The following is a 14145-nucleotide window of genomic DNA, read 5'->3' as shown; positions in this document are numbered from 1 at the left end:
AGTAAGGAATATAGCCGTGTCTAAAGAAAAATTTGAACGTACAAAACCGCACGTCAACGTCGGTACTATCGGCCACGTTGACCATGGTAAAACTACCCTGACTGCTGCCATCACTACCGTACTGGCTAAAACCTACGGCGGTGCCGCTCGTGCTTTCGACCAGATCGATAACGCGCCGGAAGAAAAAGCACGTGGTATCACCATCAACACTTCTCACGTTGAATATGACACCCCGACTCGCCACTACGCGCACGTAGACTGCCCGGGCCACGCCGACTATGTTAAAAACATGATCACCGGTGCTGCGCAGATGGACGGCGCGATCCTGGTTGTTGCTGCGACTGACGGCCCGATGCCGCAGACCCGTGAGCACATCCTGCTGGGTCGTCAGGTAGGCGTTCCGTACATCATCGTGTTCCTGAACAAATGCGACATGGTTGATGACGAAGAGCTGCTGGAACTGGTTGAGATGGAAGTGCGTGAGCTGCTGTCTCAGTACGATTTCCCGGGCGACGACACCCCGATCGTTCGTGGTTCTGCTCTGAAAGCGCTGGAAGGCGATGCAGAGTGGGAAGCGAAAATCATCGAACTGGCTGGCTACCTGGATTCTTACATCCCGGAACCAGAGCGTGCGATTGATAAGCCGTTCCTGCTGCCGATCGAAGACGTATTCTCCATCTCCGGTCGTGGTACCGTTGTTACCGGTCGTGTAGAGCGCGGTATCATCAAAGTAGGTGAAGAAGTTGAGATCGTTGGTATCAAAGACACGCAGAAATCAACCTGTACTGGCGTAGAAATGTTCCGCAAACTGCTGGACGAAGGCCGTGCCGGTGAGAACGTGGGTGTTCTGCTGCGTGGTATCAAACGTGAAGAAATCGAACGTGGTCAGGTTCTGGCTAAGCCGGGCTCAATCAAGCCGCACACCAAGTTCGAATCTGAAGTGTACATTCTGTCCAAAGACGAAGGCGGCCGTCATACTCCGTTCTTCAAAGGCTACCGTCCGCAGTTCTACTTCCGTACCACTGACGTGACTGGCACCATCGAACTGCCGGAAGGCGTAGAGATGGTAATGCCGGGCGACAACATCAAAATGGTTGTTACCCTGATCCACCCGATCGCGATGGACGACGGTCTGCGTTTTGCAATCCGTGAAGGTGGCCGTACCGTTGGCGCAGGCGTTGTAGCGAAAGTTCTGGGCTAATTACTCGTTAATTAGTTTTGAATTGAAAAGGGCGCTTCGGCGCCCTTTTTGCTATCCCTTATACCTACTCATCATAGAAAGAGAGTCATATTTAGTCGCAATTTTTATACGTATCTGCTGTATATAAACGTATTTCCTCTATTGTAATTATAACTATTCTCATTTACACTTTGCGCAGAAATTGAACGGGGGCGATTATGTACGTTTGTTTGTGTAATGGTGTAAGTGATAAAAAAATTCGTCAGGCTGTACGTCAGTTTCACCCTCAATCATTTCAGCAATTGCGTAAATTTATTCCCGTTGGAAATCAATGTGGTAAATGCATCCGTGCGGTGCGAGAAGTGATGCAGGATGAATTAACACAAGTGCCAGAGTTTAAAGAGACCGCCTGAGCGACACTTTTTTTTTGACATCCCGGTAGCCCCATCTACGCTCTAAGAGTGGAAGCGGAGGGACTATAAAATGAAAGGTGATGTTAAAATCATAAATTATCTCAATAAACTATTGGGAAATGAGCTTGTCGCAATCAACCAGTATTTTCTCCATGCCCGTATGTTTAAAAACTGGGGGCTCACTCGTCTCAATGATGTCGAATACCATGAATCCATCGATGAAATGAAACACGCTGATAAATATATTGAGCGTATTTTGTTTCTTGAGGGGCTCCCAAACTTGCAGGATCTTGGCAAGCTGGGAATTGGTGAAGATGTCGAAGAGATGCTGCAGTCAGATCTTCGGCTAGAGCTGGAAGGAGCAAAAGACCTGCGTGAGGCTATTGCTTACGCCGATACTGTCCATGACTATGTTAGCCGGGATATGATGATTGAAATTCTGGCGGATGAAGAAGGGCATATCGACTGGCTTGAAACTGAGCTGGATCTCATCGGTAAAATTGGTCTGCCGAATTATCTGCAATCGCAGATTAAAGTGGAAGACTGAGTATTCCCGCCAGAAGCGTTTGCCCACTAACGATAAAACCCGCAGTCGCCAGGAATGGCCCGAAAGGCAGCGGGTTTTTTAGTACCGCTTTTCCCCTCCTTATGAACAGTACTAACGTGAAGACACAGGCGAAAAGAGCAGCCAGAAAAACCAGAACAGGTAAGGATTGCCAACCGTGCCAGGCGCCCAGCGCGGCAAGGAATTTTACATCACCATAGCCAAGCCCTTCCTTGTGATATAGCCAGCGATAAATCCAGTAAAGAAACGCCAGTACCACGTAGCCTGCCATTGCGCCCCACACGGCTTCAGGCAGTCCTGCCGATAAACAGCACTGGTGATAAAGCAACCCACTCCACAGGAGAGGGCAGGTAAACCGGTCAGGCAGCAACCCGGTTCGCTGATCGGAGATCCAAAGCAGTATCGATAAAGTAAAATAGACAATCAGGAAGGGGAGGGCGGTTAGCATCGATTACTCCATCTAATACGTTGTGGCCACCATCGCGAAAATGATCGCGCAGCACAACGCAGACGTGATGTCGTTATGCGGTTCCTCCAGAAGAAAAAGCGCAAAGCAAAACCAGCGAACATATTGTGGATAGCGGCTCGCATTACCGGGCAGGTGATTAATATCTACGCAGCGCTTGCGTCAGTCTGAGATTTGCGTATAATGCGCGGGCCTGTCTTAATCGACGGTAGGTTCAATCTGAACCTTAGGTAGCCGATTTGGTTATCTAACAATGCTCCCAATCGGGGGGCTACGTAAGAACGGTTACACTCTCCCATCAATCGTAATGGGTTCGAGGAGTAATCATTTTCGTTTATAAAATAATTGGAGCTCTGGTCTCATGCAGAACCAAAGAATCCGTATCCGCCTGAAAGCGTTTGATCATCGTCTGATCGATCAATCAACCGCGGAAATCGTCGAGACTGCTAAGCGCACTGGTGCGCAAGTCCGTGGTCCGATCCCGCTGCCGACCCGCAAAGAGCGCTTTACCGTTCTGATCTCTCCGCACGTCAACAAAGATGCGCGCGATCAGTACGAAATTCGCACTCACAAGCGTCTGGTTGACATCGTTGAGCCAACCGAGAAAACCGTTGATGCTCTGATGCGTCTGGACCTGGCTGCCGGTGTAGACGTGCAGATCAGCCTGGGTTAATCAGGTCATCGAGCGATTGAGAGGTTGAAACAATGATTGGTTTAGTCGGTAAAAAAGTGGGTATGACCCGCATCTTCACTGAAGATGGCGTCTCTATCCCAGTAACCGTAATCGAAGTTGAAGCAAACCGCGTTACTCAGGTTAAAGATCTGGCTAACGATGGCTACCGCGCTGTTCAGGTTACCACTGGTGCTAAAAAAGCTAACCGTGTAACCAAGCCGGAAGCGGGTCACTTCGCTAAAGCTGGCGTTGAAGCTGGCCGTGGTCTGTGGGAATTCCGTCTTGCTGACGGCGAAGAATTCACCGTAGGTCAGAATATTAGCGTTGAGCTGTTTGCTGATGTTAAAAAAGTTGACGTAACCGGTACCTCTAAAGGTAAAGGTTTTGCTGGTACCGTTAAGCGCTGGAACTTCCGTACCCAGGACGCGACTCACGGTAACTCCTTGTCCCACCGCGTTCCGGGTTCTATCGGTCAGAACCAGACTCCGGGCAAAGTGTTCAAAGGCAAGAAAATGGCAGGTCAGCTGGGTAACGAACGTGTAACCGTTCAGAGCCTGGACGTAGTACGTGTTGACGCTGAGCGCAACCTGCTGCTGGTTAAAGGCGCAGTCCCGGGTGCAACCGGTAGCGACCTGATCGTTAAACCAGCTGTGAAGGCGTAAGGGGATAGCAATGGAATTAGTATTGAAAGACGCGCAGAGCGCGCTGACTGTTTCCGAAACTACCTTCGGTCGTGATTTCAACGAAGCGCTGGTTCACCAGGTTGTTGTTGCTTATGCAGCTGGTGCTCGTCAGGGTACTCGTGCTCAGAAGACGCGTGCTGAAGTCACTGGCTCCGGTAAAAAACCGTGGCGCCAGAAAGGTACTGGCCGTGCCCGTTCTGGTTCTATCAAGAGCCCGATCTGGCGTTCTGGTGGCGTGACCTTCGCTGCTCGTCCGCAGGACCACAGTCAAAAAGTTAATAAGAAGATGTACCGCGGCGCGCTGAAAAGCATTCTGTCCGAACTGGTACGTCAGGATCGTCTGATCGTTGTCGAGAAGTTCTCTGTAGAAGCGCCGAAAACTAAGCTGCTGGCTCAGAAACTGAAAGACATGGCTCTGGAAGATGTGCTGATCATCACCGGTGAGCTGGACGAGAACCTGTTCCTGGCTGCGCGCAACCTGCACAAGGTTGACGTACGCGATGCAACTGGTATCGACCCGGTTAGCCTGATCGCCTTCGACAAAGTCGTAATGACTGCTGATGCTGTTAAGCAAGTTGAGGAGATGCTGGCATGATTCGTGAAGAACGTCTGCTGAAGGTGCTGCGCGCACCGCACGTTTCTGAAAAAGCGTCTACTGCGATGGAAAAAACCAACACCATCGTTCTCAAAGTTGCTAAAGACGCGACCAAAGCAGAAATCAAAGCTGCTGTGCAGAAACTGTTTGAAGTCGAAGTCGAAGTCGTTAACACCCTGGTTGTTAAAGGGAAAGTTAAACGTCACGGACAGCGTATCGGTCGTCGTAGCGACTGGAAAAAAGCTTACGTCACCCTGAAAGAAGGCCAGAACCTGGACTTCGTTGGCGGCGCTGAGTAAGTCGGAGGAGTAATACAATGGCAGTTGTTAAATGTAAACCGACATCTCCGGGTCGTCGCCACGTTGTTAAAGTGGTTAACCCTGAGCTGCACAAGGGCAAACCTTTTGCTCCGCTGATTGAAAAAAACAGCAAATCCGGTGGTCGTAACAACAATGGCCGTATCACCACTCGTCATATCGGTGGTGGTCACAAACAGGCCTACCGTATTGTTGACTTTAAACGCAACAAAGACGGTATCCCGGCAGTTGTTGAACGTCTTGAGTACGATCCGAACCGTTCCGCGAATATCGCGCTGGTTCTGTACAAAGATGGCGAGCGCCGTTACATCCTGGCCCCGAAAGGCCTGAAAGCTGGCGACCAGATTCAGTCTGGCGTTGATGCTGCAATCAAACCAGGCAACACCCTGCCGATGCGCAACATCCCGGTTGGTTCTACCGTTCATAACGTAGAAATGAAACCAGGTAAAGGCGGTCAGCTGGCGCGTTCTGCGGGTACTTACGTTCAGATCGTTGCGCGCGATGGTGCTTATGTCACCCTGCGTCTGCGTTCTGGTGAAATGCGTAAAGTCGAAGCAGAGTGCCGTGCAACTCTGGGCGAAGTTGGCAATGCTGAGCATATGCTGCGCGTTCTGGGTAAAGCAGGTGCTGCACGCTGGCGTGGTGTTCGTCCGACCGTTCGCGGTACCGCGATGAACCCAGTCGATCACCCACATGGTGGTGGTGAAGGTCGTAACTTTGGTAAGCACCCGGTTACTCCGTGGGGCGTACAGACCAAAGGTAAGAAGACCCGCAGCAACAAGCGTACTGATAAATTCATCGTACGTCGCCGTAGCAAATAATTTTAGAGGATAAGCCATGCCACGTTCTCTCAAGAAAGGTCCTTTTATTGACCTGCACTTGCTGAAGAAGGTAGAGAAAGCGGTGGAAAGCGGAGACAAGAAGCCCCTGCGCACTTGGTCCCGTCGTTCAACGATCTTTCCTAACATGATCGGTTTGACCATCGCTGTCCATAATGGTCGTCAGCACGTTCCGGTATTTGTAACCGACGAAATGGTTGGTCACAAACTGGGTGAATTCGCACCGACTCGTACTTATCGCGGCCACGCTGCTGATAAAAAAGCGAAGAAGAAATAAGGTAGGAGGAAGAGATGGAAACTTTAGCTCAACATCGCCATGCTCGTTCTTCTGCTCAGAAGGTTCGCCTTGTTGCTGACCTGATTCGCGGTAAGAAAGTGTCGCAGGCCCTGGATATTCTGACCTACACCAATAAGAAAGCGGCTGTACTGGTCAAGAAAGTACTGGAATCTGCCATTGCTAACGCTGAACACAACGATGGCGCTGACATTGATGATCTGAAAGTTGCGAAAATTTTCGTAGACGAAGGCCCAAGCATGAAGCGCATTATGCCGCGTGCTAAAGGTCGTGCAGATCGCATCCTGAAGCGCACCAGCCACATTACTGTGGTTGTGTCCGATCGCTGAGACTCTGGAGACTAGCAATGGGTCAGAAAGTACATCCTAATGGTATTCGCCTGGGTATTGTAAAACCATGGAACTCTACCTGGTTTGCGAACACCAAAGAATTCGCTGACAACCTGGACAGCGATTTTAAAGTACGTCAGTACCTGACGAAGGAACTGGCGAAAGCGTCTGTATCTCGCATCGTTATCGAGCGTCCGGCTAAGAGCATTCGTGTGACTATTCATACAGCTCGTCCGGGTATCGTTATCGGTAAGAAAGGCGAAGACGTAGAAAAACTGCGCAAGGTCGTAGCGGATCTCGCTGGCGTGCCTGCACAGATCAATATTGCCGAAGTTCGTAAGCCTGAACTGGACGCTAAATTGGTTGCTGACAGCATCACTTCTCAGCTGGAACGTCGCGTTATGTTCCGTCGTGCGATGAAGCGTGCTGTACAGAACGCAATGCGTCTGGGCGCTAAAGGGATCAAAGTTGAAGTTAGCGGCCGTCTGGGCGGCGCGGAAATCGCACGTACCGAATGGTACCGCGAAGGTCGCGTACCGCTGCACACTCTGCGTGCTGACATCGACTACAACACCTCTGAAGCGCACACCACTTACGGTGTAATCGGCGTTAAGGTATGGATCTTCAAAGGTGAGATCCTGGGTGGTATGGCTGCTGTTGAACAACCGGAACCGGCTGCTCAACCTAAAAAGCAGCAGCGTAAAGGCCGTAAATAAGGAGCGTCGCTGATGTTACAACCAAAGCGTACAAAATTCCGTAAAGTGCATAAAGGCCGCAACCGTGGTCTGGCGCAGGGTACGGATGTTAGCTTCGGCACTTTCGGTCTGAAAGCTGTTGGCCGTGGTCGTCTGACTGCCCGTCAGATCGAAGCAGCACGTCGTGCTATGACCCGTGCAGTTAAGCGTCAAGGTAAGATCTGGATCCGAGTGTTCCCGGACAAACCGATCACCGAGAAGCCGCTGGAAGTTCGTATGGGTAAAGGTAAAGGTAACGTGGAGTATTGGGTTGCCTTGATTCAGCCGGGTAAAGTCCTTTATGAAATGGACGGCGTACCGGAAGAGCTGGCCCGTGAAGCATTCGGCCTGGCAGCAGCGAAACTGCCGATCAAAACCACCTTTGTAACTAAGACGGTGATGTAATGAAAGCAAAAGAGCTGCGTGAAAAAAGCGTTGAAGAGCTGAACGCTGAGCTGCTGAACCTGCTGCGTGAGCAGTTCAACCTGCGTATGCAGGCTGCAAGTGGCCAGCTGCAACAGACTCATCTGCTGAAGCAAGTGCGTCGTGATGTTGCACGCGTTAAGACTTTACTGACTCAGAAGGCGGGTGCGTAATGACCGATAAAATCCGTACTCTGCAAGGTCGCGTGGTTAGCGACAAAATGGAGAAATCCATTGTTGTTGCTATCGAACGTATGGTGAAACACCCGGTATACGGCAAATTCATCAAGCGTACGACCAAACTGCACGTACATGACGAGAACAACGAATGCGGTATCGGCGACAAGGTTGAAATCCGCGAATGCCGTCCGCTGTCCAAGACTAAGTCCTGGACTCTGGTTCGCGTTGTAGAGAAAGCGGTTCTGTAATACAGTACCTGCTCTCAACGAATAAACGGCTCAGTGATGGGCCGTTTATTTTTTCTACCCATATCTGATTTGCGGTGTTATAATGCCGCGCCCCCGATATGGGGCTTTTTTAACGACCTGATTTTTGGGTCTCAGTAGTAGTTGACATTAGCGGAGCACTAAAATGATCCAAGAACAGACTATGCTGAACGTCGCCGACAACTCCGGTGCACGTCGCGTAATGTGTATCAAGGTTCTGGGTGGCTCGCACCGTCGCTACGCAGGCGTAGGCGACATCATCAAGATCACCATCAAAGAAGCAATTCCGCGTGGTAAGGTCAAAAAAGGTGATGTGCTGAAGGCGGTAGTGGTGCGCACCAAGAAGGGTGTTCGTCGCCCGGACGGTTCTGTCATTCGCTTCGATGGTAATGCATGCGTTATTCTGAACAATAACAGCGAGCAGCCCATCGGTACGCGTATTTTTGGGCCGGTAACTCGTGAACTTCGCACCGAGAAGTTCATGAAAATTATCTCTCTGGCCCCAGAAGTACTCTAAGGAGCGAATCATGGCAGCGAAAATCCGTCGTGATGACGAAGTTATCGTGTTAACCGGTAAAGATAAAGGTAAGCGCGGTAAAGTTAAGAATGTCCTGTCTTCCGGCAAGGTCATTGTTGAAGGTATCAACCTGGTTAAGAAACACCAGAAGCCGGTTCCGGCTCTGAACCAACCGGGTGGCATCGTTGAAAAAGAAGCCGCTATTCAGGTTTCTAACGTTGCAATCTTCAATGCGGCAACCGGCAAGGCTGACCGTGTAGGCTTTAGATTTGAAGACGGTAAAAAAGTCCGTTTCTTTAAGTCTAACAGCGAAACTATCAAGTAATTTGGAGTAGTACGATGGCGAAACTGCATGATTACTACAAAGACGAAGTAGTTAAAAAACTCATGACCGAGTTTAACTACAATTCTGTCATGCAAGTCCCTCGGGTCGAGAAGATCACCCTGAACATGGGTGTTGGTGAAGCGATCGCTGACAAGAAACTGCTGGATAACGCAGCAGCCGATCTGACAGCAATCTCCGGTCAAAAACCGCTGATCACCAAAGCACGCAAATCAGTTGCAGGCTTCAAAATCCGTCAGGGCTATCCGATCGGCTGTAAAGTAACTCTGCGTGGCGAACGCATGTGGGAGTTCTTTGAGCGCCTGATCACTATTGCTGTACCGCGTATTCGTGACTTCCGTGGCTTGTCCGCTAAGTCTTTCGATGGTCGTGGTAACTACAGCATGGGTGTCCGTGAGCAGATCATCTTCCCAGAAATCGACTACGATAAAGTCGACCGCGTTCGTGGTTTGGATATTACCATTACCACTACTGCGAAATCTGATGAAGAAGGCCGCGCTCTGCTGGCTGCCTTTGACTTCCCGTTCCGCAAGTAAGGTAGGGTTACTTAATGGCTAAGCAATCAATGAAAGCACGCGAAGTAAAACGCGTGGCTTTAGCTGATAAATTCTTCGCGAAACGCGCTGAACTGAAAGCTATCATCTCTGATGTGAACGCTTCTGACGAAGATCGTTGGAACGCCGTTCTCAAGCTGCAGACTCTGCCGCGTGATTCCAGCCCGTCTCGTCAGCGTAATCGCTGCCGTCAAACAGGTCGTCCGCATGGTTTCCTGCGGAAATTCGGGTTGAGCCGTATTAAGGTCCGTGAAGCCGCTATGCGCGGTGAAATCCCGGGTCTGAAAAAGGCTAGCTGGTAATTGTCACCAATTGAATCACGGGAGTAAAGACAGATGAGCATGCAAGATCCGATCGCGGATATGCTGACCCGTATCCGTAACGGTCAGGCCGCGAACAAAGCTGCGGTCACCATGCCTTCCTCCAAGCTGAAAGTGGCAATTGCCAACGTGCTGAAGGAAGAAGGTTTTATTGAAGATTTTAAAGTTGAAGGCGACACCAAGCCGGAACTGGAAGTGACGCTTAAGTATTTCCAGGGTAAAGCTGTTGTAGAAAGCATTCAGCGTGTCAGCCGCCCAGGTCTGCGCATCTACAAACGTAAAGATGAGCTGCCGAAAGTTATGGCGGGTCTGGGTATCGCGGTTGTTTCTACCTCTAAAGGTGTTATGACCGATCGTGCAGCGCGCCAGGCTGGTCTTGGTGGCGAAATTATCTGCTACGTAGCCTAATCGGAGGAAAAAATGTCTCGTGTTGCTAAAGCACCGGTCGTTGTTCCTGCCGGCGTTGATGTAAAAATCAACGGTCAGGTTATTACGATCAAAGGTAAAAACGGCGAGCTGACTCGTACTCTCAACGATGCTGTTGACGTTAAACATGCAGATAATGCACTGACCTTCGGTCCGCGTGATGGTTACGTAGACGGTTGGGCTCAGGCTGGTACCGCGCGTGCCCTGCTGAACTCAATGGTTATCGGTGTTACCGAAGGCTTCACTAAGAAGCTGCAGCTGGTTGGTGTAGGTTATCGTGCAGCGGTTAAAGGGAATGTAGTAAACCTGTCTTTAGGTTTCTCTCACCCGGTTGACCACCAGCTGCCAGCAGGTGTTACTGCAGAGTGTCCGACTCAGACTGAAATCGTGCTGAAAGGCGCTGATAAGCAGGTGATCGGTCAGGTTGCAGCAGATCTGCGCGCCTACCGTCGTCCTGAGCCTTATAAAGGCAAGGGTGTTCGTTACGCCGACGAAGTCGTGCGTACCAAAGAGGCTAAGAAGAAGTAAGGTAACACTATGGATAAGAAATCTGCTCGTATCCGTCGTGCGACCCGCGCACGCCGCAAGCTCCAGGAGCTGGGCGCAACTCGCCTGGTGGTACATCGTACCCCGCGTCATATTTACGCACAGGTAATTGCACCGAACGGTTCTGAAGTTCTGGTAGCTGCTTCTACTGTAGAAAAAGCTATCGCTGAACAACTGAAGTACACCGGTAACAAAGACGCGGCAGCAGCTGTGGGTAAAGCTGTTGCTGAACGCGCTCTGGAAAAAGGCATCAAAGATGTGTCCTTTGACCGTTCCGGGTTCCAATATCATGGTCGTGTCCAGGCACTGGCAGATGCTGCCCGTGAAGCTGGCCTTCAGTTCTAAGGTAGAGGTGTAAGATGGCTCACATCGAAAAACAAGCTGGCGAACTGCAGGAAAAGCTGATCGCGGTAAACCGCGTATCTAAAACCGTTAAAGGTGGTCGTATTTTCTCCTTCACAGCTCTGACTGTCGTTGGCGATGGTAACGGTCGCGTTGGTTTTGGTTACGGTAAAGCGCGTGAAGTTCCAGCAGCGATCCAGAAAGCGATGGAAAAAGCCCGTCGCAATATGATTAACGTCGCGCTGAACCACGGCACCCTGCAGCACCCGGTTAAAGGTGTTCACACGGGTTCTCGTGTATTCATGCAGCCAGCTTCCGAAGGTACCGGTATCATCGCCGGTGGCGCAATGCGCGCTGTTCTGGAAGTTGCTGGGGTTCATAACGTTCTGGCTAAAGCATATGGTTCCACCAACCCGATCAACGTGGTTCGTGCAACTATTGATGGCCTGGAAAATATGAATTCTCCAGAAATGGTCGCTGCCAAGCGTGGTAAATCCGTTGAAGAAATTCTGGGGAAATAAACCATGGCAAAGACTATTAAAATTACTCAAACCCGCAGTGCAATCGGTCGTCTGCCGAAACACAAGGCAACGCTGCTTGGCCTGGGTCTGCGTCGTATTGGTCACACCGTAGAGCGCGAGGATACTCCTGCTGTTCGTGGTATGGTCAACGCGGTTTACTTCATGGTTAAAGTTGAGGAGTAAGAGATGCGTTTAAATACTCTGTCTCCGGCCGAAGGCTCCAAAAAGGCGGGTAAACGCCTGGGTCGTGGTATCGGTTCTGGCCTCGGTAAAACCGGTGGTCGTGGTCACAAAGGTCAGAACTCACGTTCTGGCGGTGGCGTACGTCGCGGTTTCGAAGGTGGTCAGATGCCTCTGTACCGTCGTCTGCCGAAATTCGGTTTCACTTCTCGTAAAGCGATGATCACTGCAGAAGTTCGTCTGTCTGATCTGGCTCACGTTGAAGGCGATGTAATCGACCTGAACACGCTGAAAGCGGCTAACATTATCGGTATCCAGATCGAGTTCGCGAAAGTGATCCTGTCTGGTGAAGTCTCTCGTCCGGTAACTGTTCGTGGCCTGCGCGTGACGAAAGGTGCTCGTGCTGCTATCGAAGCTGCTGGCGGTAAAATTGAGGAATAAGTAGCAGATGGCTAAGCAACCAGGATTAGATTTTCAAAGTGCCAAAGGTGGGATTGGCGAACTGAAACGCAGACTGCTGTTTGTAATCGGTGCGCTGATTGTGTTCCGTATTGGCTCTTTTATTCCGATCCCTGGTATCGATGCCACTGTCCTTGCCAAACTGCTTGAGCAACAGCGAGGCACCATCATTGAAATGTTTAACATGTTCTCTGGTGGTGCTCTCAGCCGTGCTTCTATCTTTGCTCTGGGTATCATGCCGTATATTTCGGCGTCGATTATTGTCCAGCTGTTAACGGTTGTTTATCAGCCGTTAGCTGAATTGAAGAAAGAAGGGGAGTCTGGTCGTCGTAAGATCAGCCAGTACACCCGCTACGGTACTCTGGTATTGGCGATATTCCAGTCGATCGGTATTGCTACCGGTCTGCCGAATATGCCTGGTATGCAGGGCCTGGTCATTAATCCGGGCTTTGCATTCTATTTCACCGCTGTTGTTAGTCTGGTTACAGGAACCATGTTCCTGATGTGGTTGGGCGAACAGATTACAGAGCGCGGTATCGGTAACGGTATCTCAATCATTATCTTCGCCGGTATTGTTGCGGGACTTCCGCCAGCCATTGGCCATACTATTGAGCAAGCGCGTCAAGGCGACCTGCACTTCCTCCTGTTGCTGTTGGTTGCAGTATTAGTATTTGCAGTGACGTTCTTTGTTGTCTTTGTTGAACGTGGTCAACGTCGCATTGTGGTTAACTACGCGAAACGTCAGCAGGGTCGTCGTGTCTATGCTGCACAGAGCACACATTTGCCGCTGAAAGTGAATATGGCAGGGGTAATCCCGGCAATCTTCGCTTCCAGTATTATCCTGTTCCCGGCAACCATCACATCATGGTTCGGGGGCGGTACTGGTTGGAACTGGCTGACAACAATTTCGCTGTATTTGCAGCCTGGGCAACCGCTTTATGTGTTACTCTATGCGTCTGCAATCATCTTCTTCTGTTTCTTCTACACGGCGTTGGTTTTCAATCCGCGTGAAACAGCAGATAACCTGAAGAAGTCCGGTGCATTTGTACCAGGAATTCGTCCGGGAGAGCAAACGGCGAAGTATATCGATAAAGTAATGACCCGCCTGACTTTGGTTGGCGCGTTGTACATTACTTTTATCTGCCTGATCCCGGAGTTCATGCGTGATGCAATGAAAGTACCGTTCTACTTCGGTGGGACCTCACTGCTTATCGTTGTTGTCGTGATTATGGACTTTATGGCTCAAGTGCAAACTCTGATGATGTCCAGTCAGTATGAGTCTGCATTGAAGAAGGCGAACCTGAAAGGCTACGGCCGTTAATTGGTCGCCCGAGAAGTTACGGAGAGTAAAAATGAAAGTTCGTGCTTCCGTCAAGAAATTATGCCGTAACTGCAAAATCGTTAAGCGTGATGGTGTCATCCGTGTGATTTGCAGTGCCGAGCCAAAGCATAAACAGCGCCAAGGCTGATTTATTCGCATATTTTTCTTGCAAAGTTGGGTTGAGCTGGCTAGATTAGCCAGCCAATCTTTTGTATGTCTGTACGTTTCCATTTGAGTATCCTGAAAACGGGCTTTTCAGCATGGTGCGTACATATTAAATAGTAGGAGTGCATAGTGGCCCGTATAGCAGGCATTAACATTCCTGATCACAAACATACCGTAATCGCTTTAACTGCAATTTTCGGTATCGGCAAGACCCGTTCTAAAGCCATCTGCGCTGACACGGGTATCGCTGAAAATGTTAAGATCAGTGAGCTGTCTGAAGAGCAAATTGATTCTCTGCGTGAAGCAGTAGGTAAATTTGTCGTTGAAGGTGATCTGCGCCGTGAAATCACCCTTAGCATCAAGCGTCTGATGGACCTTGGTTGCTATCGTGGTTTGCGTCATCGTCGTGGTCTTCCGGTTCGCGGTCAGCGTACTAAGACCAACGCACGTACCCGTAAGGGTCCGCGTAAACCGATCAAGAAATAATCGGGGTG

28 protein-coding genes are annotated in these 14145 nt (G+C 50.2%); 27 read left to right on the top strand and 1 reads right to left on the bottom strand.

Features of this window, described 5'->3' with window-relative positions:
- The first annotated feature begins 16 nt into the window (after positions 1-16).
- From tuf to bfr, 3 genes are all read left to right on the top strand, one after another.
- On the top strand, positions 17-1201 hold the full coding sequence (tuf, locus tag FN037_RS20805; RefSeq protein ID WP_142503080.1) for an elongation factor Tu: 1185 nt from the start codon (positions 17-19) through the stop codon (positions 1199-1201).
- A 197-nt stretch (positions 1202-1398) separates the two neighbouring features.
- A complete protein-coding gene (gene bfd, locus FN037_RS20800) occupies positions 1399-1593 on the top strand; it encodes a bacterioferritin-associated ferredoxin (RefSeq protein WP_138361785.1) in 195 nt (64 codons plus the stop codon).
- 70 nt (positions 1594-1663) lie between these two features.
- On the top strand, positions 1664-2140 hold the full coding sequence (gene bfr / locus FN037_RS20795) for a bacterioferritin (protein ID WP_138361784.1): 477 nt from the start codon (positions 1664-1666) through the stop codon (positions 2138-2140).
- Here bfr and FN037_RS20790 read toward each other — a convergent pair.
- The gene (locus FN037_RS20790) at positions 2124-2606 is read right to left on the bottom strand and encodes a prepilin peptidase (RefSeq protein WP_138361783.1); all 483 of its coding nucleotides are present in this window, start codon (positions 2604-2606) and stop codon (positions 2124-2126) included. The two genes, bfr and FN037_RS20790, sit on opposite strands and share 17 nt — an antisense overlap.
- A gap of 379 nt (positions 2607-2985) precedes the next feature.
- On the opposite strand from FN037_RS20790, the gene rpsJ reads away from it, so the two are divergent.
- From rpsJ to rpsM, 24 genes are all read left to right on the top strand, one after another.
- The gene (gene rpsJ, locus FN037_RS20785) at positions 2986-3297 is read left to right on the top strand and encodes a 30S ribosomal protein S10 (protein WP_001181005.1); all 312 of its coding nucleotides are present in this window, start codon (positions 2986-2988) and stop codon (positions 3295-3297) included.
- Between the two features lie 32 nt (positions 3298-3329).
- Positions 3330-3959, top strand: coding sequence for a 50S ribosomal protein L3 (gene rplC, locus FN037_RS20780; RefSeq protein WP_138361782.1), 630 nt, complete (start codon positions 3330-3332; stop codon positions 3957-3959).
- 10 nt (positions 3960-3969) lie between these two features.
- A complete protein-coding gene (gene rplD / locus FN037_RS20775; protein ID WP_000424395.1) occupies positions 3970-4575 on the top strand; it encodes a 50S ribosomal protein L4 in 606 nt (201 codons plus the stop codon).
- Positions 4572-4874 carry a 50S ribosomal protein L23 gene (gene rplW, locus FN037_RS20770; protein ID WP_000617546.1) on the top strand — a complete coding sequence of 101 codons (303 nt, stop codon included), beginning with the start codon at positions 4572-4574 and terminating at the stop codon, positions 4872-4874. Before rplD ends, rplW begins: the two co-directional genes overlap by 4 nt.
- Before the next feature lie 17 nt (positions 4875-4891).
- Positions 4892-5713: a 50S ribosomal protein L2 gene (gene rplB, locus FN037_RS20765; protein WP_138361781.1), complete on the top strand. Its 822-nt coding sequence runs from the start codon at positions 4892-4894 to the stop codon at positions 5711-5713.
- A 16-nt stretch (positions 5714-5729) separates the two neighbouring features.
- On the top strand, positions 5730-6008 hold the full coding sequence (rpsS, locus tag FN037_RS20760; protein ID WP_001138117.1) for a 30S ribosomal protein S19: 279 nt from the start codon (positions 5730-5732) through the stop codon (positions 6006-6008).
- Positions 6009-6022: 14 nt separating this feature from the next.
- Positions 6023-6355, top strand: a complete 333-nt coding sequence (rplV, locus tag FN037_RS20755) for a 50S ribosomal protein L22 (protein ID WP_002919773.1) — start codon at positions 6023-6025, stop codon at positions 6353-6355.
- Between the two features lie 17 nt (positions 6356-6372).
- Positions 6373-7071: a 30S ribosomal protein S3 gene (gene rpsC / locus FN037_RS20750; RefSeq protein WP_004106350.1), complete on the top strand. Its 699-nt coding sequence runs from the start codon at positions 6373-6375 to the stop codon at positions 7069-7071.
- A 12-nt stretch (positions 7072-7083) separates the two neighbouring features.
- Positions 7084-7494 carry a 50S ribosomal protein L16 gene (gene rplP, locus FN037_RS20745; RefSeq protein WP_002919759.1) on the top strand — a complete coding sequence of 137 codons (411 nt, stop codon included), beginning with the start codon at positions 7084-7086 and terminating at the stop codon, positions 7492-7494.
- Positions 7494-7685 carry a 50S ribosomal protein L29 gene (gene rpmC, locus FN037_RS20740; RefSeq protein ID WP_002919754.1) on the top strand — a complete coding sequence of 64 codons (192 nt, stop codon included), beginning with the start codon at positions 7494-7496 and terminating at the stop codon, positions 7683-7685. The genes rplP and rpmC overlap by 1 nt, the downstream gene beginning before the upstream one ends.
- The gene (gene rpsQ, locus FN037_RS20735; RefSeq protein WP_002919751.1) at positions 7685-7939 is read left to right on the top strand and encodes a 30S ribosomal protein S17; all 255 of its coding nucleotides are present in this window, start codon (positions 7685-7687) and stop codon (positions 7937-7939) included. Before rpmC ends, rpsQ begins: the two co-directional genes overlap by 1 nt.
- Before the next feature lie 163 nt (positions 7940-8102).
- The gene (gene rplN / locus FN037_RS20730) at positions 8103-8474 is read left to right on the top strand and encodes a 50S ribosomal protein L14 (protein ID WP_002919748.1); all 372 of its coding nucleotides are present in this window, start codon (positions 8103-8105) and stop codon (positions 8472-8474) included.
- A 10-nt stretch (positions 8475-8484) separates the two neighbouring features.
- The gene (gene rplX / locus FN037_RS20725) at positions 8485-8799 is read left to right on the top strand and encodes a 50S ribosomal protein L24 (protein WP_000729185.1); all 315 of its coding nucleotides are present in this window, start codon (positions 8485-8487) and stop codon (positions 8797-8799) included.
- Positions 8800-8813: 14 nt separating this feature from the next.
- On the top strand, positions 8814-9353 hold the full coding sequence (gene rplE / locus FN037_RS20720; RefSeq protein ID WP_001096202.1) for a 50S ribosomal protein L5: 540 nt from the start codon (positions 8814-8816) through the stop codon (positions 9351-9353).
- Between the two features lie 14 nt (positions 9354-9367).
- Positions 9368-9673: a 30S ribosomal protein S14 gene (rpsN, locus tag FN037_RS20715; RefSeq protein ID WP_138361780.1), complete on the top strand. Its 306-nt coding sequence runs from the start codon at positions 9368-9370 to the stop codon at positions 9671-9673.
- A 33-nt stretch (positions 9674-9706) separates the two neighbouring features.
- Entirely contained in the window at positions 9707-10099 is a 393-nt protein-coding gene (gene rpsH / locus FN037_RS20710; RefSeq protein WP_012908428.1) for a 30S ribosomal protein S8, read from the top strand.
- Between the two features lie 12 nt (positions 10100-10111).
- On the top strand, positions 10112-10645 hold the full coding sequence (gene rplF, locus FN037_RS20705; protein ID WP_138361779.1) for a 50S ribosomal protein L6: 534 nt from the start codon (positions 10112-10114) through the stop codon (positions 10643-10645).
- A 9-nt stretch (positions 10646-10654) separates the two neighbouring features.
- Positions 10655-11008: a 50S ribosomal protein L18 gene (gene rplR / locus FN037_RS20700; RefSeq protein ID WP_000358960.1), complete on the top strand. Its 354-nt coding sequence runs from the start codon at positions 10655-10657 to the stop codon at positions 11006-11008.
- A 14-nt stretch (positions 11009-11022) separates the two neighbouring features.
- Entirely contained in the window at positions 11023-11526 is a 504-nt protein-coding gene (gene rpsE / locus FN037_RS20695; protein WP_004106339.1) for a 30S ribosomal protein S5, read from the top strand.
- 3 nt (positions 11527-11529) lie between these two features.
- Positions 11530-11709, top strand: coding sequence for a 50S ribosomal protein L30 (rpmD, locus tag FN037_RS20690; RefSeq protein ID WP_003863301.1), 180 nt, complete (start codon positions 11530-11532; stop codon positions 11707-11709).
- 3 nt (positions 11710-11712) lie between these two features.
- Complete coding sequence (gene rplO / locus FN037_RS20685) at positions 11713-12147, top strand: 50S ribosomal protein L15 (protein ID WP_004106336.1); 435 nt, start codon at positions 11713-11715, stop codon at positions 12145-12147.
- 7 nt (positions 12148-12154) lie between these two features.
- On the top strand, positions 12155-13486 hold the full coding sequence (gene secY / locus FN037_RS20680; RefSeq protein ID WP_138361778.1) for a preprotein translocase subunit SecY: 1332 nt from the start codon (positions 12155-12157) through the stop codon (positions 13484-13486).
- Between the two features lie 31 nt (positions 13487-13517).
- Positions 13518-13634, top strand: a complete 117-nt coding sequence (gene rpmJ / locus FN037_RS20675; RefSeq protein ID WP_000868187.1) for a 50S ribosomal protein L36 — start codon at positions 13518-13520, stop codon at positions 13632-13634.
- A gap of 146 nt (positions 13635-13780) precedes the next feature.
- Positions 13781-14137 carry a 30S ribosomal protein S13 gene (rpsM, locus tag FN037_RS20670; protein ID WP_138361777.1) on the top strand — a complete coding sequence of 119 codons (357 nt, stop codon included), beginning with the start codon at positions 13781-13783 and terminating at the stop codon, positions 14135-14137.
- Positions 14138-14145: the final 8 nt, after the last annotated feature.

The organism is Klebsiella sp. 2680 (assembly GCF_900198535.1).
Lineage (GTDB): Bacteria > Pseudomonadota > Gammaproteobacteria > Enterobacterales > Enterobacteriaceae > Klebsiella > Klebsiella indica.
Note: the sequence above shows the minus strand (reverse complement) of the source record. Positions and strands in the feature narration are given on the sequence as shown.